21 protein-coding genes are annotated in these 20,138 nt (G+C 36.8%); 15 read left to right on the top strand and 6 right to left on the bottom strand.

Going from position 1 to position 20,138, the window contains the following annotated elements:
- The first annotated feature begins 309 nt into the window (after nt 1-309).
- On the top strand, nt 310-2,199 hold the full coding sequence (locus tag H5089_RS13135; protein ID WP_220486961.1) for a bifunctional diguanylate cyclase/phosphodiesterase: 1,890 nt from the start codon (nt 310-312) through the stop codon (nt 2,197-2,199).
- A gap of 151 nt (nt 2,200-2,350) precedes the next feature.
- Here the strand turns inward: H5089_RS13135 and H5089_RS13130 are convergent, their stop codons facing one another.
- The gene (locus tag H5089_RS13130) at nt 2,351-3,511 is read right to left on the bottom strand and encodes a GGDEF domain-containing protein (RefSeq protein ID WP_165723860.1); all 1,161 of its coding nucleotides are present in this window, start codon (nt 3,509-3,511) and stop codon (nt 2,351-2,353) included.
- A 477-nt stretch (nt 3,512-3,988) separates the two neighbouring features.
- On the opposite strand from H5089_RS13130, the gene H5089_RS13125 reads away from it, so the two are divergent.
- On the top strand, nt 3,989-5,113 hold the full coding sequence (locus tag H5089_RS13125; protein ID WP_182712379.1) for a DUF748 domain-containing protein: 1,125 nt from the start codon (nt 3,989-3,991) through the stop codon (nt 5,111-5,113).
- Between the two features lie 88 nt (nt 5,114-5,201).
- On the opposite strand, the gene H5089_RS13120 is transcribed toward H5089_RS13125, so the two are convergent.
- Nucleotides 5,202-6,011, bottom strand: a complete 810-nt coding sequence (locus H5089_RS13120; RefSeq protein ID WP_182712378.1) for an ion transporter — start codon at nt 6,009-6,011, stop codon at nt 5,202-5,204.
- Between the two features lie 100 nt (nt 6,012-6,111).
- Here H5089_RS13120 and H5089_RS13115 point away from each other — a divergent pair, with 100 nt between their 5' ends.
- The 5 genes from H5089_RS13115 to H5089_RS13095 all read left to right on the top strand — a co-directional run bounded on the left by H5089_RS13115 (nt 6,112) and on the right by H5089_RS13095 (nt 8,299).
- Nucleotides 6,112-6,324: a hypothetical protein gene (locus H5089_RS13115; protein ID WP_182712377.1), complete on the top strand. Its 213-nt coding sequence runs from the start codon at nt 6,112-6,114 to the stop codon at nt 6,322-6,324.
- A 14-nt stretch (nt 6,325-6,338) separates the two neighbouring features.
- Nucleotides 6,339-6,620, top strand: coding sequence for a hypothetical protein (locus H5089_RS13110; protein WP_076924672.1), 282 nt, complete (start codon nt 6,339-6,341; stop codon nt 6,618-6,620).
- Nucleotides 6,621-6,688: 68 nt separating this feature from the next.
- Nucleotides 6,689-6,880: a YwbE family protein gene (locus tag H5089_RS13105; protein WP_007583223.1), complete on the top strand. Its 192-nt coding sequence runs from the start codon at nt 6,689-6,691 to the stop codon at nt 6,878-6,880.
- On the top strand, nt 6,880-7,398 hold the full coding sequence (locus H5089_RS13100) for a DUF4240 domain-containing protein (protein WP_024598177.1): 519 nt from the start codon (nt 6,880-6,882) through the stop codon (nt 7,396-7,398). Before H5089_RS13105 ends, H5089_RS13100 begins: the two co-directional genes overlap by 1 nt.
- A gap of 439 nt (nt 7,399-7,837) precedes the next feature.
- A complete protein-coding gene (locus H5089_RS13095; protein WP_004334802.1) occupies nt 7,838-8,299 on the top strand; it encodes a hypothetical protein in 462 nt (153 codons plus the stop codon).
- A 27-nt stretch (nt 8,300-8,326) separates the two neighbouring features.
- Here H5089_RS13095 and H5089_RS13090 read toward each other — a convergent pair whose 3' ends face one another.
- The 3 genes from H5089_RS13090 to H5089_RS13080 form a co-directional block, all read right to left on the bottom strand.
- The gene (locus tag H5089_RS13090; protein WP_024598178.1) at nt 8,327-9,586 is read right to left on the bottom strand and encodes a Y-family DNA polymerase; all 1,260 of its coding nucleotides are present in this window, start codon (nt 9,584-9,586) and stop codon (nt 8,327-8,329) included.
- On the bottom strand, nt 9,574-9,987 hold the full coding sequence (locus H5089_RS13085) for a S24 family peptidase (protein ID WP_004334808.1): 414 nt from the start codon (nt 9,985-9,987) through the stop codon (nt 9,574-9,576). Before H5089_RS13085 ends, H5089_RS13090 begins: the two co-directional genes overlap by 13 nt.
- 81 nt (nt 9,988-10,068) lie before the next feature.
- Nucleotides 10,069-10,488 (bottom strand): MarR family winged helix-turn-helix transcriptional regulator, encoded by a 420-nt coding sequence (locus H5089_RS13080; protein ID WP_182712376.1) that lies wholly within the window; start codon nt 10,486-10,488, stop codon nt 10,069-10,071.
- Nucleotides 10,489-10,692: 204 nt separating this feature from the next.
- Here H5089_RS13080 and H5089_RS13075 point away from each other — a divergent pair, with 204 nt between their 5' ends.
- From H5089_RS13075 to H5089_RS13065, 3 genes are all read left to right on the top strand, one after another.
- The gene (locus H5089_RS13075) at nt 10,693-11,436 is read left to right on the top strand and encodes a siderophore-interacting protein (RefSeq protein WP_182672349.1); all 744 of its coding nucleotides are present in this window, start codon (nt 10,693-10,695) and stop codon (nt 11,434-11,436) included.
- 141 nt (nt 11,437-11,577) lie between these two features.
- Nucleotides 11,578-12,567: an LLM class flavin-dependent oxidoreductase gene (locus tag H5089_RS13070; protein WP_024597585.1), complete on the top strand. Its 990-nt coding sequence runs from the start codon at nt 11,578-11,580 to the stop codon at nt 12,565-12,567.
- 283 nt (nt 12,568-12,850) lie between these two features.
- Nucleotides 12,851-13,864: a patatin family protein gene (locus tag H5089_RS13065; protein ID WP_182712375.1), complete on the top strand. Its 1,014-nt coding sequence runs from the start codon at nt 12,851-12,853 to the stop codon at nt 13,862-13,864.
- Nucleotides 13,865-14,052: 188 nt separating this feature from the next.
- Here H5089_RS13065 and H5089_RS13060 read toward each other — a convergent pair whose 3' ends face one another.
- The gene (locus H5089_RS13060) at nt 14,053-14,484 is read right to left on the bottom strand and encodes an Lrp/AsnC family transcriptional regulator (protein WP_007377579.1); all 432 of its coding nucleotides are present in this window, start codon (nt 14,482-14,484) and stop codon (nt 14,053-14,055) included.
- 172 nt (nt 14,485-14,656) lie between these two features.
- Between H5089_RS13060 and H5089_RS13055 the strand changes: the two genes are divergently transcribed.
- The 5 genes from H5089_RS13055 to H5089_RS13035 all read left to right on the top strand — a co-directional run.
- Nucleotides 14,657-15,727: an ornithine cyclodeaminase gene (locus tag H5089_RS13055; protein WP_182712374.1), complete on the top strand. Its 1,071-nt coding sequence runs from the start codon at nt 14,657-14,659 to the stop codon at nt 15,725-15,727.
- The gene (gene ctlX, locus H5089_RS13050; protein ID WP_182712373.1) at nt 15,724-16,635 is read left to right on the top strand and encodes a citrulline utilization hydrolase CtlX; all 912 of its coding nucleotides are present in this window, start codon (nt 15,724-15,726) and stop codon (nt 16,633-16,635) included. The genes H5089_RS13055 and ctlX overlap by 4 nt, the downstream gene beginning before the upstream one ends.
- Before the next feature lie 121 nt (nt 16,636-16,756).
- On the top strand, nt 16,757-18,163 hold the full coding sequence (locus H5089_RS13045) for a sodium:alanine symporter family protein (protein WP_182712372.1): 1,407 nt from the start codon (nt 16,757-16,759) through the stop codon (nt 18,161-18,163).
- 126 nt (nt 18,164-18,289) lie between these two features.
- The gene (locus H5089_RS13040) at nt 18,290-19,309 is read left to right on the top strand and encodes a patatin-like phospholipase family protein (RefSeq protein WP_182712371.1); all 1,020 of its coding nucleotides are present in this window, start codon (nt 18,290-18,292) and stop codon (nt 19,307-19,309) included.
- Nucleotides 19,310-19,469: 160 nt separating this feature from the next.
- Nucleotides 19,470-20,138 (top strand): hypothetical protein (locus tag H5089_RS13035; RefSeq protein WP_182712370.1); only part of this gene is annotated, 669 nt, incomplete at its 3' end.

Here is a 20,138-nt window from a genome sequence, read left to right as displayed (position 1 = left end):
TGAGGGGTTAAATCTGACGTTAACTACGTTAAATATTTCTGATATAGAACAACTAAATAACGAAATTTTTGCCTTGTTATCGACACGATTTTCTTCCCTCAAAATAGATCACTTAATTAAGCGAATTGGTATAATATATAATCAGTATTAACAAAAGGGGTTGGCAATTTGCCAGCCCTTTTTAGTTTAATGGCTTATAAAACCGCTTAAGAGGCTAAAACAATACTTTTTTATGAATGTTCACTTTTGTTTATTATTGAACTTAAGTAAACTGTTTACATTGTGCAACAGCCTATTCAAGTAACATTAATGACCTCTCACACAAATAACTTTGCCAATAAGCGATTAGCATTTGTTAGCTCCTATTTTAGTTCTGCAATTGCTATAAACACGGTTGTTTCTTGTTTTCTTATTTTTAGCAGTATTAACCACAGCGCCTCGCAAGAAAAACTTTATTGGCTTTTTACGTTATCATTTATTTCATTACTTCGAATAGCAAGCCATGTATTTGTTAACAACACCCATGCTTTTAAATATCATCTGTATTTTATAGGTTTATTATTAACGGCTTTAACATGGGCTGCTTTTCCTATTTTGTTTTATGAAAACATGCAAATGCAGGAAAAATTTGTATCATTGGTTGTTTTTAGCTCCCTTGCTGGTGGAGGCGTTAATGTTTTAGCTTCAGATATTCGTTCCTCCTTGTCGTATATAACCTGCTTATTGGTTCCTTTTAGTATTTTATTACTTTTACAGCCTATTGAAGATGAGAATGTACTAGGTATTTTAGGGCTCGTTTTATGGTTTATTTTATGCTTTGTCACTGCTGTACGTACTGCAAAAGATGTAAAATTATCAATTAATAATGAACTTAAGTTAGATCAATTTATTGAAAACTTAGAAAATGAAGTGCAACTTCGCACCGAGCAAATAATCCTTTTAGAGCAAAAAGATAACCTCACTAAGTTATTTAACCGTGGTAGTTTTGTTTCTAATGTTGAACTTGATTTAGCCAATCACAATGATGATATTAAAGCCGTTTTATTTTTAGATATGGATGATTTTAAAATCATCAACGATAAATACGGTCACGATTTTGGGGATTTTGTGCTGGCCCAAACAGGTAAACGATTAGTTGAAACACAAACTCAAGGCGATTTTATTGCGTGTAGATGGGGTGGGGATGAGTTTATTTTTTATTCCCGTAATAACACCGAAGACGAACTTTTTGACTGTGTTTTTAGATTAGTTAAAACCTTAACAAAAACAGTGAGTATGGATAGCTATCAAGTAAACCCTTCTTTTAAGGTTGGGCTTTATTTTACGCGTGAAAATTTTAATCTTGAAGACGCGATTAAATACGCTGATGTTGCTATGTATGAAGGTAAGAAAAGCCGTAACGAAATATCGGTATTTGACGAGCGAATGCATGAATCGCTTAAAAGAGAAGAAGTACTTCGTAGCTCAATTAAAGAGTGCGTAGAAAAAGGTGACTTTCATCTTTGTTATCAACCCATTGTTGATATAAGCACAAATGAAATAACCACGTTTGAAGTATTACTTCGTTGGCAATTTAATGATGAATTTATCCCCCCTTCAGAATTTATAGATATTGCAGAGCGATATGGAAAAATTAATATATTAGGTGAGTTTGTACTAGAGCAAGCCATTGCGAGTTTAAGTAAGTTAAATGCGGTGAATAGTAAGATTGGATTGTCGATTAATGTGTCTGTCTTGCAACTAGAAAACCATAATTTTTTAGATTTTTTAGTTGCGCTTTTAAATAGATACGCAGTTAAACCATACAATGTGCATTTAGAAATAACAGAAACAGTCATGATTAAAAATTTACCGTATTTGTCAAAAGTGATTACGGCCATAAAAAATACCGGTGTATGTATCTCTATTGATGATTTTGGTACCGGGTTTTCTTCTATATCGGTTTTAAAAGAGCTGTCAGTTGATTACATTAAAATAGATAAATCTTATATTGATAACATTTGTGAATGCTCAAAAGATAAAAGTATTGTATCTGCGGTAACTAACATGTCGCATATGATTGGTTGCCAAGTAATAGCGGAGGGCGTAGAAAGCCCAGCTCAGTTAACGTTATTACAAAGCTTACAAATTGATAAGTATCAAGGTTTCATATTTAGTAAACCAGTTAGATTTGCCGACGCGCTTAAACTTATTAGTTAGAGCGCTGACTTTTTCACAAAGTTTGTTTATGTAGGGATGATCCAACAGTGCCGTGCGTTTTGCTTAGCGTTTTCATCATGCTTTGTACATAATCCTGCTACTGAAAAATCAGTCGCTAAAGGTCAATACCCCTAGTAATAATGAACTTTTATTAACTTAATGTATTCACATGAGCCACCTGATTACGCCCTTCATTCTTGGCATGGTAGAGTGCTTTATCTGCTTCATTTATTGCACTCTCAATTGTCGTTTTATTACATTTAATATTTATTACGCCAAAACTTGCCGTTACATTAATTACTTTATCGTTAAAATGAATTGGGTAACTGGCCAGTGCACTTCTTAGTTTTTCGGGAAGATCTTTAGCTGACGATTCGTCGTTTCTTGCTATTAATAAAGCAAATTCTTCGCCGCCAATGCGGCCAAATAAATCACATGGGTTTATGCAGTTTTGCATTATTTTTGCAGCTTCTACTAAAACTAAATCACCACCTGCATGTCCAAATTCATCGTTTATTTTTTTAAATTTATCTATATCCCAATAAATTAAGCTGACGTAGTTATAATTATTAAGTTTATCTTTTAGTTGCTCTTGGCTTTTATTATAGAATCCACGCCTATTTAAGCAGCCTGTAAGTTCGTCGCTCATTGCAAGATGGTTCATTTTTTCAGCTAAATCTGATGCCATCATAAATATTATGAATACGGCCATGCCTACATGTGCAGTAGGGACAGTAATAAAATTAATTAATGTATACAGCGCTATATATTCTTCATTTACTTGGCTGCCTTGCAGTAACGCTATGCTTGCTGCAACAAATAAAAGTAATCCACATAGCGTATAAGTAATACTAGCGCCTATTTCGGCAGGAAGTGATTTTTGTTTATGCCTGAAAATAATAACTGCATTGAGTACAAGTAAAATCACATCATAATACACATACAAGGACATAAATAAGCCAACATGCACATATATAGCTGTAAAATAATAGACAGCAGCAAGAGTAACTATTGCTGAGATAATTAAATAGCGAATTTTTATACCCGAGTTTACCCTAATGCAATGCCCCCACGTACCTAGCAGTACTGAACCTACAGAGAAGCTACTTCCTAACATCCAATATAATGTGTTTGAGTTAAATAATGGTTCTGCCAACATTGTTGCCCATTGGCATGCAGAGAATGCAAATGCGATTGTCCAAAGCATGGCATATTGCTTTTTACCTAACGTATACCACGACATTAAAAATATGACAGACCAAATAATACTGGTGAAAAAGAGGGTAACTAATATATAAAAAATAGGATTCATGTATTTTTATTCTTGTTTGCGTTAATTTTACTTTAGTAGATGAAAGCGGTTTATTCGACCTAACGCCGGTTATTAGTTAGCTAAATTGTAAATAGATATGTATGCAATCATTTCTTAAGTTGTGTATTTGAATAGTGGTATATCCCTTGCTGTAATAACTGTTGTTTAGAGCTTTAAGCTTATATGGCTTTGCTTTGTTTATAATTTTATTCCTAACAGGTATTTAAATTACAATTATTAGTAATTTTTACACGTTTATTTATTTGCTTAATTAAAGAATTCAGCTAGGGCTTATTTATTCTTCTAGGTTAAATTTGTAGCTGTACGTTTAGGTTTTAGGTAAAGCAGAGTTTATGTTGTGTGGCTATCTTCATAAGTGCTTTATAAAAATAAATATTAAACATACGCAGCCCTTTATATAGAAAAATTTAACCCTGAAAGGTCAAAAGGCCCCCGTTTTTAGTAAAGGAAATTACAATGCATTTTTCATCCAAAATATTTCACGACAAATACCTTAAAGGTGTAATAGCGCTGGTTGTGTTACTTATACTAACGCGAATAGCCGCGCCTTATGTAGTTCAGCACTACGTAAATTATCAGCTAAAACACACACAAGGTGTTACTGGGCATGTTGGTGACGTAGATTTGTTTTTATATCGCGGTGCCTACGCAATTGACGACGTTGAAATTTATGCTGTTGATGCAACTTCAGCTCCTAAGCCTTTGCTGAGTATTCAAACTCTCGATTTTTCACTTGCGTGGTCAGCCCTTTTAAAAGGGAATTTAGTAACAAACATGGCGTTTACGCGCCCTAAAATAGTTATTTATGATAAAGACCCCAATGCTTCTGAGCAAAATAAACAAGTAAAAGACGAAACTACTTGGGTAGGTCTCGTCAATAATTTAGTACTGTTTTCTATTGATACCTTAACAATTGAGCAAGGCAAGTTAACTTTAGTTAACTCAACGAATAGTGGTGAAAAACCCACTTTTATATCAAATATCAACGCTCGAATTGAAAATATAACCAACGCACAAAACCTATCAAAAACACTAGTGACTACTCTAAGCGTAGAAGGTGCATTAATGGGGGAGGCCGCATTAAAGTTTGATGGCAAATTAGATCCCTTTAGTAAACAAGCCAATTTTGATTTTAACGCAGAGGTACAGCGTTTCTCTGTTAAAAACCTCGATACTGTATTTAAGGTATACACGCCTTTTGATATTGAAGCGGGTGGCATTGATGGCGCTATGGAATTGGTGGCTAAAGACAATAACTTAAATGGTTATGTAAAAGCGGGCGTTCAAAACTTGAGTGTGTTCTCGTGGCGCGAAGATATAGAAAAAGATGACGATGGAATATTTACGGCCATATTTGAAGGCAGTGTTGATTTACTGGGCTCTATACTCGAAAACGATGAGTCTAAACTTGTTGCTGCACGTATCCCTATAGAGGGGCAATTAGATAATACGGATGTTTCGACTTTTCAAGCTGTGATTTCGGTATTAGAAAACGCATTTTTTGATGCGTTTAAAATGAAAGTAGATAACGTTATTTCTTTTGAAGATACGGATGAAAAATCTGATAACGAGGAGAATTAAAGCTCTTTGGTAATGTTCGTTTTAGTTAAATACTTAAGCTGCACCCACTTTTTAAACTTTAAGTGGGTGCTTTAGTACTTTTCTCAGATTAGTTTTTGCGGTTACTCAATAGCTCTTTAAGCTCTGCAATTTGAAGTTGTAGCTCATTTACCTGACCTTGTGTTGCAGGTAGAGAATCGTTATCCGCAAGCTCTTCTCGGGCATTTCGGTGCTCCTCACTCATTACTTCTAAAATCGCACCTACCATCATGTTTAAAAATACAAATGCAGTTAAGAATATAAACGTAAGGTAATATATCCAGCTTAATTCGTACACCGCCATTGTTTCGTACATTATGTCGGTCCAATCTTCAAACGTTGCCACCCTAAACAGAGTAAGCATGGAGATTGAAACATCTTGCCAAAGTACGGGGTTTATTTCAGCAAACATCATGCTGCCCATTGCAGCGTATATATAAAAAATAACAAACATTAATAGGGCTATATAACCCATTTGTGGAATGGCTTTAAGCAATGAGTTAACCAATAAGCGCAGCTCTGGGATCATCGAAACCAATCGTAACACTCTAAATATGCGCAACAGCCTAGCTATTAACATTGTAGAGCCAGCAGCAGGGTATAAACTGCCCAATACTATGATAGTGTCAAATATATTCCATCCCTTAGAAAAGAAGTCTTTAATGCCTTTGCTTGCAACAAAGCGGATTATTAGTTCAATTAAAAAGAATGCAGTAATGCCAACGTCCATCCAATTTAGAGCAAGCTCTACGGTAGGATGTAGTGAGTAAGTGTGTGCACCTACTGTAAGGGCAGAAACAATAATTACAGCTATAACAAATGATTGAAATATCTTGCTTTTGTCTATACGCTGAAACAACTTTTGTAACTGCGACATCATAGAAATAGATCCTTTGGAGATTAAGATTTTATGGCGCTAATATACAATAATACTGTAATAATTTAACGCTTTTTCGATATAGAAAGTGTAAGGAAATTTAATGTTTATCAATAAACTAAAAAGTAGCGCATTACTTATTATTGGATTATGTGTTTTAGCAGGTTGTAGCTCTGATGCGCGTTTTCATGAAGTTCAATCGGCGCGCCTTGATGAGTGTAACTATAAAGCTGACAAAGAATATTACGAATGCTTAGATAAACAAGATTCTAACTACGAAGAGTTTAAAAAACAGCAACAAGCAGAAACTAAATAAGTAACCTTTATATTATGACTAAAACTCAAAAGCAGCGCGATAAGCACATTAGACTAGCACTTACTAATGCATGCGAAGCAATAAAAGAAAGCGTAATTGGTTTTGATTATCTAACGCATACCATTGATTTAAATAATGAGGCCAATACGTTAAAAGTACAATGCTATTTTAATGATGATATAGCCCTTGAAAGTGCAAAACCGCAACTTAACGAATTAACAAATATAATACTCAAAGAGCTTACTAGTATTAAGTTGAACGCAAAACCAGCACAGATTTCATTTTCCGCCAATTAACAGAGCTTTTGTTGGTTTGATAGCACATGGACGTTATAATTAGATAAATTATTTTTAGGGTTTAAATTATGGCTGTTCCTACGCGTTCGCAAATTTCACCAGGTACCACAGTAAATATTGTATTAAAAGAAGATCAACGCAGCGGCACATTAACTGAGGGTGTGGTTGAGCGCCTTTTAACAAAATCACCAAATCATCCACACGGCATTAAAGTACGTTTAGAAGATGGTCAAGTTGGCCGAGTAAAAGAGATTTTATAATGGCAGCGTTAACAGAACAGGCTTTTTGGGAATTAGTAACAACGCCTGATTTAGGGCTCGATCCGCAAAGTGTGAGCGATAACCTAAAAACTAAACTTAATGATTTAAGCGATCAACACCTTATTGATTTTGATAAGCATTTTGGCATACATATGCGCAAGTGTTTTACCTGGGATTTATTTGGTGCCGCTTTTGTGATGGCTGGATGTAACGACGATTACGGTTTTAGCGAGTTTAGATGTTGGTTAATTTCGCGTGGTAAAACAGTTTTCGAAAACGCTTTAGAAAATGCTGATTCGTTAGCGCAGTGTACACCTGTTTATTACTTAAATGAGCAGCCTTACCCGTATATTGATGAGTATGATTTAATAGCCGGTTTATTATTTGAAGAACGCAGCGAAGACGAATTACCGTTTATTCCATCAGGCAGCGATGAACCCAAAGGCAAACGTTTTAAAGACAAACCTAAGTTTTTAAAGCAAAGCTACCCTTTATTATTTGCAAAGTACTGGCAATAAAATAAATAGTAATTTGTGCGCTATTTAAACAATTTAATGAGTTTAATTTCCCTACAAGTAAGCGCATTGATATAAATCGTTTTGTTGTTTAAGTACGTATTAACTAAAGTACTTAACAGCAAAATGGTTTGTAATGCAGTATCTAGGATGAATCTTTGTGGATTTAAATGTGTTCAATCTAAGGGATTTATTCGCGGCACGAGGTTTGTAACCTAATGGGATCGGTAATTGCTCTTGCGTTATCTTACTGGCTTACACACATGTAAGAATTAGTAATAGTCGAGCAAAGCTCCCTTAGCTGCTCGCGTCTTGGTTCCTGAATACGACTTCTCTCCTTTTATAGTAAATCTCTGTTATAGTTGTTAAAAGTTATAAAAGCTAAGTGATTAGGCATTTTGCTATTATTTAACACGCTGACTCACGAGGATACACCCACGAAATGAAATATTTAACACTCGCTTTATTAACTGTCGCTTTTACAAGTGCAAATGCTTTTTCTGAGCCGAGTAATAAAACACGATTTATACCGCTTTTAAAGTCAAAATTGGGAGCCTACGAAGTTGTGTCGAGCAACTCAGGGTTATGCGTTAACAGCAATTTGAGTTTGACAGATGAAAGTGATTTAAGTGCTGGTTTTAAACTTGGTGAGCAAATTGTATTTGGATCGCTCCACAATGGTACCCGAACCATTAAAAAACCAAACTTTTGCTTTATAACCAGCACGCTTAAATATAAAAGTGATGGCCTTGAAAACGGCTTAAGAATGAGCCGTTGTGAAAGCCCAGCAAACGAAAAAACAATCAGTCAAAGTATCAAATTTTTAGCTGATAACACACTCAAATACACATTGAGCGAACCCAATGTAGAGTGCACATTTAAAAAAGCAGATGAGAGTAAATAAAGCATCTAGTAAGTAGTAAGTAGCAAATCATTCGCAGTATATTTTAGGGATATCGCGCCAACGCGTAGTGTACTGCGGCGACAAAAAATCACGGTTCATGTGCCACCGGTCATTTAATTTACTACTTGCAAGGCTTAGCATTCCTTTTCCGTATCGATTGTTAATTGTGTCTAAGCATTGCATAAGTTTTGGATTATCAGGGCTTTTATTAAATAAGTCATTTTGCTGAAACTGTTCTGATATTAGCTCTACCGCACCCACACCACATTTATAAAACCGTATACCGGGTTGGTAAATCTTATTAAATACCTCAGATACAGCATTAGCCATCACGCAGGTGTCGTTAGTGGGTGAGGGGAACTTATACACAAAAGACTTTTTATAATATCTATTTTCGTGCGCGCCACTGGCTGCAAAAATATAAAGCTGGTGAGTGAGCGAGTGTTGCGCTCTTAATTTATTAGCCACTGTGGTTACATGGTTAATTAGCGCTGTTTTAAGTGCTGTTGGCTCACATATGCGCTCTCCAAAACTACGGGTTGAATAAATCTCCCGCTTATCTTGTCGTACATCATCCCAATTTAAACATGTTATCCCGTTAAGCTCGCTTACTGTGCGTTCAACAACCACACTAAATGCACGGCGCATTGCTCTAGGGTTTTGCTGAGCAAGATCCCAGGCGGTGTGTATATTCATTATTTTAAGTTTTTTAGCTAGCCGGCGGCCTATCCCCCACACATCTTCGCAGCTCATTCTTTGTAAAATAGCTTGGCGAGTTTGTTCGCTATTTATTACTGCAACACCATTAAAACCACTGAGCTTTTTAGCGGCATGGTTAGCGGCTTTTGCTAAAGTAGGGGTCGGGCCAAAACCTACACCTACAGGAAGCTTTGTTTCGCGCCATACTGTGCGCCTTATTGTATGACCGTATTCATGCCAGTCTTTAATTAATGATGTGTAGCCATCAAAGTGCAAAAACGATTCATCAATACTGTATATGTGCTGTGTATCGCAAAAGCGAGCGATGATATTCATCATTTTGTCGCTTAAATCAGCATAAAGCTCGTAATTACTAGAGCGAATAACAACGTTGTTTTGCTCAAGTAAATGCTTAACTTTAAAGTACGGGCCAAATTTAGGAATATTTAAGCGCCGAGCAATAGGGCAAATAGCGCATACACAGCCATCGTTATTGGTAAGTACAACCACGGGTTTGGATCGAATAGCAGGGTCGAATACTTTTTCGGCACTGGCATAAAACGACACAGCATCAACTAAGGCATACATTTTAGTAACTCTGGGCTTTGCCTGTGCATTCTTATTGATAGCGTTACTACGCCTTCGAGCTGAAACTCGTCTGCAGAGGTTAGTTGTACAGGCTTATGTAAAGAAGAAGCTGAAAGCAGCCGCGCATTGGTTTTATCAAGCAGCTTGCATACAAAAAGACCATTTAAGTTAGCAACAATAACGTCACCATTTTCTGCAGGCTCTGCACGGTCGATAACTAATAAGTCCCCTTCAAAAATTCCGACTTCTTGCATAGAGTTGCCCGATGCTAGGCCAATAAAGGTAGCATTTGGGTGCTTTATTAAAAGCTCATCAAGGGTTACACCTAGCTCGGTGTACTGCGCTGCGGGCGATTCAAAGCCACACACGCCTGCTTCTATATAAATGGGAATTACAAACATAACACAACCTAAAACGCATATACTGTATAAGTGTACAGTATATGCGTTTTGTGTAAGTTATGCCAAGAAATGTATAACCGATCAATCCATATTTTTGATCATTTGCTGTGCGATATCTAAAAAGTCTTTGATTTTCTGAGGGTTTAAGTTTTTACACATTTGATTATTTATTTTCTGCTCTGAGGCTAATAACTTATCAAAAAGAACTTTACCTTGCTCTGTGAGCGACAAAATAAAGCAGCGCTTATCGTGCTCACTTGCCTGTTTATTTATTAAATTTAAGCCAATAAGATCTTTAATTAAACGTGCTATTTGCGCTTTGTCGCGCTGCGTTTTAGTAACAATATCGTTAGCCGTACAGTTATTTACGTTCGCAATAATATGTATGCAGCGTACGTGCATAGCATTAATACCAAGTTCGCCTGCGTTAATTGCTTCACGAATTGTGACGCGGTAATTTTGCATCAATTCAAACAGCGTATTTGATAAAGGTGTATTCATAAAACTCTCAATGTAGTTGACAAAGTCAATCAATTTGTTATAGTTGATTTTATCAACCAATGGGGCGTTGTGCAATGTCTGCTTTTATAGCAGACAATTATTATACCAATCTGCTTATATATGGGGTCTATTTAATTTGTTAAATTGATCAAAGATTTATGCAAGTTGGTATTAAAGTCCAAGTTTTGTAAAACGAGGTAATGCATGGGTAAACAAATTCGCAAAGCTAACATATTAAGTACGCAGCAAATCACACCACACCTACAACGCATTGTTGTAGGCTCTGATGATTTTAACGACTTAACCTCACAGCACATTGGTAACTATGTAAAAGTACTGATCCCAAAAAATGGTGAAGTAGATTTTAACTTAAAAACAGCGTGTATGCGATCTTACACAATAAGGCATGTAGATGCACAAACAGGCGCGTTAACACTTGATTTTGTTATAAATATGCACCAAGGTCCGGCAACTGACTGGGCTAAAATTGCAAAAGTAGGTGATGAGGTAGGTATTGCAGGCCCAGGCCCTAAAAAGCTAGATAATTATGGGCATTCGCATTATGTGTTGCTAGGGGATTTAACTTCGGTAAATGCAATAAAGGGGTATATACAGCAATTACCTTTATTTTCAAAAATTGATGCCTTTGTACATGTACCCACCGAAAAAGACATTATTGATTTAGAAACAAGCCGCGATGTTAATTGGCTTGTTACCGACAATGCTGACGAAGCGCTACTTAGCGCGCTTCAAAATTTGCACATTACAGCAGAGCCTCCCATTGTATTTATGGCATTGGAAGCTGGGCTTGTTCGTAAAGCAAAAGCACTGCTAACAGAGCAATTTAATATACCACGCGGTAATATTGTTTCCTCAGGGTATTGGAAAAAAGGCGTGGATTCAGAAGGCTATAAAAAGCTGCGCCAACGTGATGCACAGCTTGCTTGAATACCTTAGAGCAAAATAACATATACCTATTTTGCTCTAATACCACTGCGTAACTTGAATTGACCTAATAGAAGACCCATTTAAGTGTTTTATGCTAATGATGTAATACATTGTTAGCATGCATTTTTAGGAGCTGCTATTTTGTTGAATTCCATTCCTTTTTCGTTATTAGAACTTGCCCCCATGATCAAAGGGGACAGCGTTACTAACACTCTTCATAAAAGTACTAAATACGCTCAACGTGCTGATGAGCTTGGCTTTAACCGTTTTTGGCTTGCTGAGCATCATAATATGCCAGGTATAATTTGTGCGGCCACTTCAATTTTGGTTGGTCACATTGCAGGTAATACCAAAAAGATACGCGTTGGGTCAGGCGGTATTATGCTGCCAAACCACTCCCCATTAGTTGTTGCTGAACAATTTGGTACATTAGAGAGCTTATATCCAGGGCGAATAGATTTAGGGCTAGGGCGTGCCCCAGGTAGCGATCCTGTAACGAGTCGTGCATTAAACAACGATATGAGCCGCGCAGAAAATTTCCCAGGTGAGGTAACTGAACTGCAAACATTGTTAGGTCCTTACAATGGTACGCACCTTATACGTGCTATACCGGGGGAGGACACAAACGTTCCGATTTGGTTATTAGGCTCGAGTTTATTTAGCGCGCAACTAGCGGCGCAAAAAGGGTTACCGTATGTATTTGCAGGGCATTTTGCACCGCGCTTTGTGCACGATGCAATAGCGTTGTATAAGCGCGAATTTAAAGCATCAAGCGTACTTGATAAGCCATACGTAATGCTTGCACTGCCTTTAGTGGCTGCAGATACCGACGATGAAGCGCAATATTTATCGACTACTTCTAAGCAACGTGTACTCGAACTTATACGCGGTAATGAGCTGTGGCTAAAACCGCCTGTTGAAAGCATGGACGGGTTATGGAGCGAACAAGAGCGCGCTCATGTAGAGAATTTTTTAAGTCTAAGCGTAGTAGGCGGACATGTAAGTATTAAACACAAGTTAGAGATGATAGCTAAACAGCTAGAAGTTGATGAGTTTATATTTACCAATGATGTATTCGATAGTGAAAAACGCCACCGTGCACTCGAAATTTTAATGGAAATAAAACACTAAAATATAGTTAGTTAAGCAAGCGTACACTCTGGGCTTGTTAATATACAGACATCATCAAAAGTTAAACTTTTTTAACTCATTTTATTAACTTTAAGTGATGTCTGTATTTGTTATTTAAATATTCAAAGTAAATTTGATTGCTATTTTTAGTAAATATTTTGCTTTATATACCGTTCTGTTTTTTCAATTGAACTGATTTAAACAATCAATTTTAAGATATCACTTTTGTTTTTTATAATGTAGCTATTAAACCAGACATCATAAAATTAAAGGCAGGTACACCGTGAACTCTCTAAACACCGCAACAGCTAATTCAGTTAACAAAACAGCGCAGCCAAAAGTTGCTCTGATTGCTGAAGGTGGCGGGCAGCGAGGGATATTCACAGCTGGCGTACTTGATGCTTGGTTAGAGCAAAGCTATGACCCATTTGATTTATTTATTGGTACTTCAGCGGGTTCGCAAAACTTAACTAGCTACTTAGCGCGTCAAAAAGGCTACGCTAAACGCCTGATTAGAGGACTTTCGCGTAATAAGCGTTTTTTTCAGCTTGGTCGCGGATTAGTGGGTAAGCATATAGTTGATTTAGATTGGTACTTTGACAAAACCACTGAAGTAAACAGAGCTATAGATTTCAAAACAGCGAAAACTAGTTTAGGTGAGCGTGAACTACTTATAACAGCAACAAACGCACGAGACAGAAAAGCTTATTACTTATCGCCTACAGGTGATAGTGGGCAATGGCGTGATTTGTTAAAGGCTTCTAGCGCACTCCCGTTTTTATACAAACAAGGTGTAAAGTTAACACCTTGGTTAAACGCAAAAGCAGCGAATGAAACACATCTTGTTGAAGAACAAGCACAGAGCGATTTTTATCTAGACGGCGGTTTAGCCGCTCCACTTCCCGTGCGTGAAGCTTACAACCGAGGTGCTCGTAAAATTGTTGTAATAAGAACGGTTGACGCTAATTTTCAAGCGCAATCTGCATGGGTACAAAAGCTAAGAACATTTGCTATAGCATCAGGCTATTGTCCAAAAACATTGGACTACTTAATACAGCACGAAAAAGCGTATTTAGATGAGCTTGAGTTTATTGCAAATCCACCAAATGATGTAGAAATAATACAAATTTTTGCAGACGAAAAACTGCATAGCAAATTATTAGGTAGTTCAAATAACGATTTACGTTTTGATCATAAATTAGGCTTAGCTGCAGGTCGGTCTTATTTAGCGCAGCAAAGCCAATTTGAGATCAGCAATACGCATAACTACTCACAAAGCGAGTATCGTTACAATTAAGCAAATTGGATACCCAAATCATGAATAATACTGCGACTAAAAGTTGCAGTATTATTCATTTAAATGCCTTTTATTTAAATGACACCCACCCTAGTTTGTATATTTATTAACCCCTCAATTTTTAAAAATTTAAATGGGTGTCATTTAAATATTCTTCATTTAAGTATTCTTTAAATATTAAAAATAACTTAAGTTGATGAAAGTAATATGCTTGTTTCACTATTTAAAATACCGTCAATTTCACGTACTTGCCTTAGCACTCCATCAAACTCACTTAAATTTGCAGCTTGAAGCTCTGCAACTAAATCCCATGCACCATTGGTGGTGTGTAATTTTATAAGCTCGGGTATTCCGCGCATTGTTTTAATTACTTGTGAGGTAGATTTACCAACGACTTCTATCATCATAATTGCGCGCACGGCTTCTGTTTCTATGTGTTCGTGAACGCGTACAGTAAACCCTAATATAGCGCCTGAGCTAACTAATCTATCTAATCTATTTTGCACTGTCCCACGTGATACATTTAAAGAACCGGCTAAAGCTGAAATAGAAGCGCGGCCGTCTTTTCGTAATTCAGCTATTAAAGCATTATCAAGAGAGTCATAAATGTAAGGAGTCATAAATCAAACCTTTAAAAGAAGTTACTGACCAAAATACATAAATTGTACATAACTGGATAGCAAAATGATAAAAATTAGTACTATTTGTGTAATTAATTGCCATATTAAATAGCACGTAGCCTCGTTAAACTTGTTTTAAATTAACTAATACATTTATTCAAGAGGTTTCAGCATGAGTCATTTTATAGCACAGCCAAAACAAGGCGTTCCATTTGTTAGCGTTCAGGCAATGGTTAAGCTTATAAATAGCTTAGGGGTCGAAAACGTTTTGCTAGATCTAACACATAAATTAGAAACCGACTTTGCCCGTTGGACTGAGTTTGATAAGTCACCTCGCTATGCAGCACACTCACCAGAGGGTGTAATAGAGCTAATGCCAGTGAGTGATGGCCAAATGTTCAGCTGTAAATATGTAAATGGTCACCCAAAAAACACCTTTAGAGAACTTCAAACAGTCGCTGCATTTGGTATTTTAGCCGATGTAGATAGTGGCTATCCGGTTATGATAAGCGAAATGTGTTTACTAACAGCACTACGTACAGCCGCAACTTCTGCAATGGTAGCTAAATATTTAGCACCTAAAAACTCAACAACCCTTACTTTAATAGGCAACGGTGCTCAATCAGAGTTTCAGGCACTCGCTTTTAAAGCGGTACTAGGTATTACGCATATTCGTTTATACGATATAGATAAAAGCGCCTCTAAAAAAGCATTTGCTAATTTAAGTGCATGCGGGTTAAACGTGATTATTTGTAATAGTGTACAAGAGGCAGTAAAAGGGGTAGATATTATCACTACCTGTACTGCTGATAAAACTAACGCCACTATTTTAACAAATGACATGATCCCACAAGGTGTGCACATTAATGCCATAGGTGGTGATTGCCCAGGTAAAACAGAGTTAGATGCTAGATTGCTTGAGCGTGCTAATGTATTTGTTGAATACGAGCCACAAACTCGAATAGAGGGCGAAATTCAACAAATGAGTCCAAGCTTTACAGTAACTGAGTTTCATAAAGTTATTAATAAGCAGTCGCTTGGGCGTACTAGCCAAGATGAATTAACCATTTTTGACGGTGTTGGCTTTGCGAGCGAAGACTTTACAGCACTGGTATTTATACGCGATGAGTTAATTAAAACGGGCGAGTTTGCTTTGCTTGATTTAATTACACAACAAGCGGACCCTCGTAATTTATTTTCAGTGCTTAGTGAGCAACCATTAGTAAAAGAGCACGTGGCATGAGCGAAGTAAACCAAGCCCCCAATGCTGTAGTGATGGTAAGGCCACATCACTTTACATCTAACCCACATACAATGCTCGATAACGCATTTCAAAGTGAATGCTTAGCACAAAATCAAAGTGAACAAGCATTTAAAGAAGTGACTAATGCCGTACAAATATTAAAAAATGAAGGGGTAACAGTTCACCTTTTTGAAGATGAGCAAACACACACTCCCGATTCAGTTTTTCCTAACAATTGGTTTTCAACTCATCAAAGTGGCCAATTAATAATCTATCCAATGTTTGTAGAAAACAGAAGGTTAGAATATCGAAAAGATATTATTGATTTTTTAACGGATCACTATAAAGTGTCTTCAGTGACTGATTATTCATTTTTATCGAAAGAAAATTCATTTCTTGAAGGCACTGGTTCACTGGTTATCGATCATCAAAATAAACTCGCTTACGCGGTAGAATCAAAAAGAACTACCAAGTCGGTGGTTAATACAATATGTGAGCAATTAAAACTATCACCCATAGTGTTTAACGCATATGACGAGCAAGGAACTGCGGTTTATCACACTAATGTTTTAATGTGTATTGCTACAAAATTTGTAATGATCAGTTTAAATATGGTGCCAATTGAACAACGTGCACAGTTAGCTAAACATTTTTTGAAAAGCCATCATCAAGTTATCGATTTAACGCTTGAGCAAATTAATAACTTTTGTGGCAATGCTATTGAACTACAAGGTAAAAATGGTCGTATTTTAGCCTTATCGCAAACTGCGTTTAATGCACTTACACCGGCACAAATAACAGTTATACAAAAAACGGCTAAGCTTGTGCCATTACCTATACCTACTATTGAGTCGGCTGGTGGCTCAGTTAGGTGCATGATTGCAGGAGTTCATTTGCAAAATAAATAATGTATAGTTTTAAGGCAGCTTAGCTGCCTTATTTACATTAAATTTTTAGTCGATGTCGCAAGCAAAAGCCGTTATACCCAAAAAAGGGTATTAATATAAAAAATATAAGAAGGAATTAGCAATGTTCGATACCGTCGTCAAAAGCGTAAACAACCTTTTGTGGGGAGAAGGCCAGGTACTTATTTATATACTCTTGTTTACGGGGGTATGGTTTTCAGTACGACTAAAAGCAATTCAAATACTTAAATTTAAACATATGTTTAGCCTTTTAAAAGGCAGTAGCAAATGTAAAAAAGACGACATTTCATCATTTCAAGCGTTGTGTACAGGGCTTTGTGCACGGGTAGGTACCGGTAATTTAGCCGGTGTGGCGGTTGCAATTTCACTTGGCGGCAGCGGCGCTATATTTTGGATGTGGGTAATAGCCATATTGGGTATGGCTACAGGCTTTGCCGAAAGTGTACTTGGGCAAGTATATAAAGTGCGCGATAGTGGCGGCGAGTTTAGAGGGGGCCCTGCGTATTATATTCAACAAGGTTTGGGTAGCCGGGCGTTTGCAATTGTGTTTGCTGCGTGTTTGTTTTTAGGTTACGGCTTTACGTTTAGCGCAATGCAAACGAACACAATTACCGACGCACTTAATTACGCGTTTGAAGTTCCTACATTTTATTCAGGCCTGGTTATTACCGTGCTAGCCGGCTCAATTATACTCGGTGGCTTTAAAGCAATTGCCCGGTTTGCAGAGCGTGTTGTGCCAATAATGGGCATTGTGTTTGTACTTGCTGCGGTAATTATTACGATTATAAATTTCCCGCAAGTACCCGCCATGCTTAAAGATATATTTTTATCAGCGTTTGGTTTACAAGAAGCAGGCGCCGGTGCAATGGGCGCTGCCATTAAAAACGGTATTCAACGTGGTTTATATTCTAATGAGGCCGGTGCAGGTAGTGTGCCGCATGCTTCAGCAAGTGCCAGCCCAATACCTAATCACCCTGTAACGCAAGGTTACATACAAATGCTAGGCGTATTTTTCGATACAATAGTACTGTGTAGCTGTACCGCGGTGATCATTTTATTAGCCGATATAGACATAAGCGGTGAAATGGAAGGCATTCGTTTAACACAAAGCGCGATGACCGCTCATTTAGCACAAGGTGGTGTTTACTTTGTAGCAGCCGCTATAACCTTATTTGCTTTTACATCGGTAGTGGCAAACTACGCCTATGCAGAGAGCAACTTGCACTTATTTAAGCTCGACAACAAAGTAGGGCGCGGCATTTACACTTTGCTTTATTTATCAATGATGTTGTGGGGCGCATCGGCCACATTAAAAGAAGTCTGGGATTTAGCCGATATTGCCTTAGGGTTAATGACAGTGGTTAACGTTATCGCTATTATACTGTTAACGCCGACTATTTTGTCTGTTACGAGCGATTACCACGCACAAAGAGACAAAGGTTTAGAGCCCGAATTTAAAGTAAAAGATGTAAAAGTACAGGGTAAATGCGAAGACGGCATTTGGGACTAATTCAGCACACTTAACTATAAAAAGCGGTTTTATGGCAACATAAAGTCGCTTTTTGATTTGCATAAATATTCACTTTCAGTATTGTAAGAAAACTATAGCAACCAAAATAAAGGCACAATTTTTTAGATGATCGAGATTCACGCAGGGAAAACAGCGGCTAAAATTATTAACGAACAGGGCTTTAAACCTGAACTTTTTACCTCTTTTTTAGGTGCAAGTGGCGGTCCTAAATGGTTTACATTATTTGGCTTAGATAAATATATTTTTGGTGAATTTTTTAAAAGCCGTACCCAACCACTTAATTTAATTGGCTCATCTGCTGGCGCTTTTCGCTCTGCGTGTTTTGCACAAAACGATCCTGTTGCTGCGATTGAGCGCTTAGCAAAATCGTATTCGCAAACGCGATATTCAAGTAATAAACCTACACCAAGTGAAATCACAATAAAAGCGCGCGCATTACTTGAAGATGTTTTTGGCGATAACGGCGTAACCGAAATTATAAATAACCCAATATTTAAAGCGCACTTTATAGTAGCAAAATCGAATGGCTTTATTGCCAGCGAAAATAAACTTATACAACTTATGGGCTTGTCAAAAAGTTATATGTTAAACCGCGTTAACCGAAAATTATTAGGCTCACAGTATGAGCGCTTTATATTTGGCCCAGCAACAAGTGACTTATCAATTACCGACACCTACAATTTTAAAACGCAAAGCATAGCGCTTACTCAAAATAATTTAAAAGACGCGTTACTTGCATCGGGTTCAATACCACTTGTTATGCAAGGCATAAAAAATATTGAAGGCTCGCCGCAAGGAATATATCGCGATGGCGGAATAATTGATTACCACTTTGATTTAAAAATTAATAACCCAGGCTTAATTTTATATCCGCATTTTAATAGTGAGCCAAAAGCAGGGTGGTTCGATAAAAATTTAAAACGTAAAGTATCACCACTTAATTACGATAATGTGGTAATGATCACTCCATCAAAAGAATTTATAGCAAGCTTACCGTACGGAAAAATTCCAGACAGAAATGACTTTACCGATCTTGATGCAGACACGCGTATAAAATATTGGAATACTGTTTTTAGTGAAACTGAAAAGTTGGCTGAGGCGTTTGATAAAAAATTAAATAACTGAAAAGTTTATTTCGAATTTAAAACAGGCCAGTGGTATTAAATAAACAACAGTAAAGGCTATTATTATTTATATTTTACTGTCACTTTTTATAAATTATTAAAAATTTAAAAGTGATAGTTAAACACGAAAAATAACTTATGGAATATAAAGAGGTATTTTAATGAAAATAGTAAGAGGAATATTCTTTTATATTTCATCGGGCTCAGTAATAGCATTATATATAGGTTTTATGTTTGTAGAACCTTTGTTCTATAATGGTTTAGAGGGTTTAATTAAGGTACTTAAAGATTGGCAAACTTTAAATGCAGCTTTAATAGCACTGTTAGCTAGTTTTATAGCCCTATATACAACTCAATACAATGACAAAAAAAAGAAAGAGCGCGACTTTATTGCATCTAAAGCATTCCTACCTGAAGTATTAAGTGAACTGACTAATTACTTGGAATTAAGTGCAAAATTATTGTTAGAAGCATATAGAAGAGAAAACGAAGAAAATGATAAATGCACCTCAGAATTAAACCAAGAATTACCGAAGTTACCAAATAGCCATAGAACTATCTTTAGAGATTGCATACATTCAGGTGAACCTGAAATTGGTGATTATCTATCAGAAATTTTAGTTACATTACAAGTGCATAATTCAAGAATGAAATGTGTGAAAGATGGCTTTAAATCTCCCAGAGAGTTCATGAAGTCTCCCGAAGTGTTAATGAGTAATATATTTGTTTTAGGGAAATTACATGCAAGAGTAACGGGATTATTTGATTTCGGTAGAAATCAAAAAGATTTAAATTATTTACCTCTGACAGTAAGTCAAATTCATAACTCG

Origin of the sequence: Pseudoalteromonas sp. SR45-1, assembly GCF_014163655.1 — a bacterium.
GTDB lineage: Bacteria > Pseudomonadota > Gammaproteobacteria > Enterobacterales > Alteromonadaceae > Pseudoalteromonas > Pseudoalteromonas distincta.
Note: the sequence above shows the minus strand (reverse complement) of the source record. Positions and strands in the feature narration are given on the sequence as shown.

Excerpts from the sequence above, each read along its gene's own strand:
- H5089_RS13045 (WP_182712372.1), top strand. The coding sequence starts at position 16,757 with ATGTTCGATACCGTCGTCAAAAGCGTAAACAACCTTTTGTGGGGAGAA.
- H5089_RS13080 (WP_182712376.1), bottom strand. The coding sequence starts at position 10,488 with ATGAATACACCTTTATCAAATACGCTGTTTGAATTGATGCAAAATTAC.
- H5089_RS13130 (WP_165723860.1), bottom strand. The coding sequence starts at position 3,511 with ATGAATCCTATTTTTTATATATTAGTTACCCTCTTTTTCACCAGTATT.
- H5089_RS13120 (WP_182712378.1), bottom strand. The coding sequence starts at position 6,011 with ATGATGTCGCAGTTACAAAAGTTGTTTCAGCGTATAGACAAAAGCAAG.
- H5089_RS13040 (WP_182712371.1), top strand. The coding sequence starts at position 18,290 with ATGATCGAGATTCACGCAGGGAAAACAGCGGCTAAAATTATTAACGAA.
- H5089_RS13125 (WP_182712379.1), top strand. The coding sequence starts at position 3,989 with ATGCATTTTTCATCCAAAATATTTCACGACAAATACCTTAAAGGTGTA.
- H5089_RS13075 (WP_182672349.1), top strand. The coding sequence starts at position 10,693 with ATGGGTAAACAAATTCGCAAAGCTAACATATTAAGTACGCAGCAAATC.
- H5089_RS13055 (WP_182712374.1), top strand. The coding sequence starts at position 14,657 with ATGAGTCATTTTATAGCACAGCCAAAACAAGGCGTTCCATTTGTTAGC.
- H5089_RS13090 (WP_024598178.1), bottom strand. The coding sequence starts at position 9,586 with ATGTATGCCTTAGTTGATGCTGTGTCGTTTTATGCCAGTGCCGAAAAA.
- H5089_RS13110 (WP_076924672.1), top strand. The coding sequence starts at position 6,339 with ATGACTAAAACTCAAAAGCAGCGCGATAAGCACATTAGACTAGCACTT.
- H5089_RS13100 (WP_024598177.1), top strand. The coding sequence starts at position 6,880 with ATGGCAGCGTTAACAGAACAGGCTTTTTGGGAATTAGTAACAACGCCT.
- H5089_RS13095 (WP_004334802.1), top strand. The coding sequence starts at position 7,838 with ATGAAATATTTAACACTCGCTTTATTAACTGTCGCTTTTACAAGTGCA.
- H5089_RS13105 (WP_007583223.1), top strand. The coding sequence starts at position 6,689 with ATGGCTGTTCCTACGCGTTCGCAAATTTCACCAGGTACCACAGTAAAT.
- H5089_RS13060 (WP_007377579.1), bottom strand. The coding sequence starts at position 14,484 with ATGACTCCTTACATTTATGACTCTCTTGATAATGCTTTAATAGCTGAA.
- H5089_RS13135 (WP_220486961.1), top strand. The coding sequence starts at position 310 with ATGACCTCTCACACAAATAACTTTGCCAATAAGCGATTAGCATTTGTT.
- H5089_RS13085 (WP_004334808.1), bottom strand. The coding sequence starts at position 9,987 with ATGTTTGTAATTCCCATTTATATAGAAGCAGGCGTGTGTGGCTTTGAA.
- H5089_RS13115 (WP_182712377.1), top strand. The coding sequence starts at position 6,112 with ATGTTTATCAATAAACTAAAAAGTAGCGCATTACTTATTATTGGATTA.
- ctlX (WP_182712373.1), top strand. The coding sequence starts at position 15,724 with ATGAGCGAAGTAAACCAAGCCCCCAATGCTGTAGTGATGGTAAGGCCA.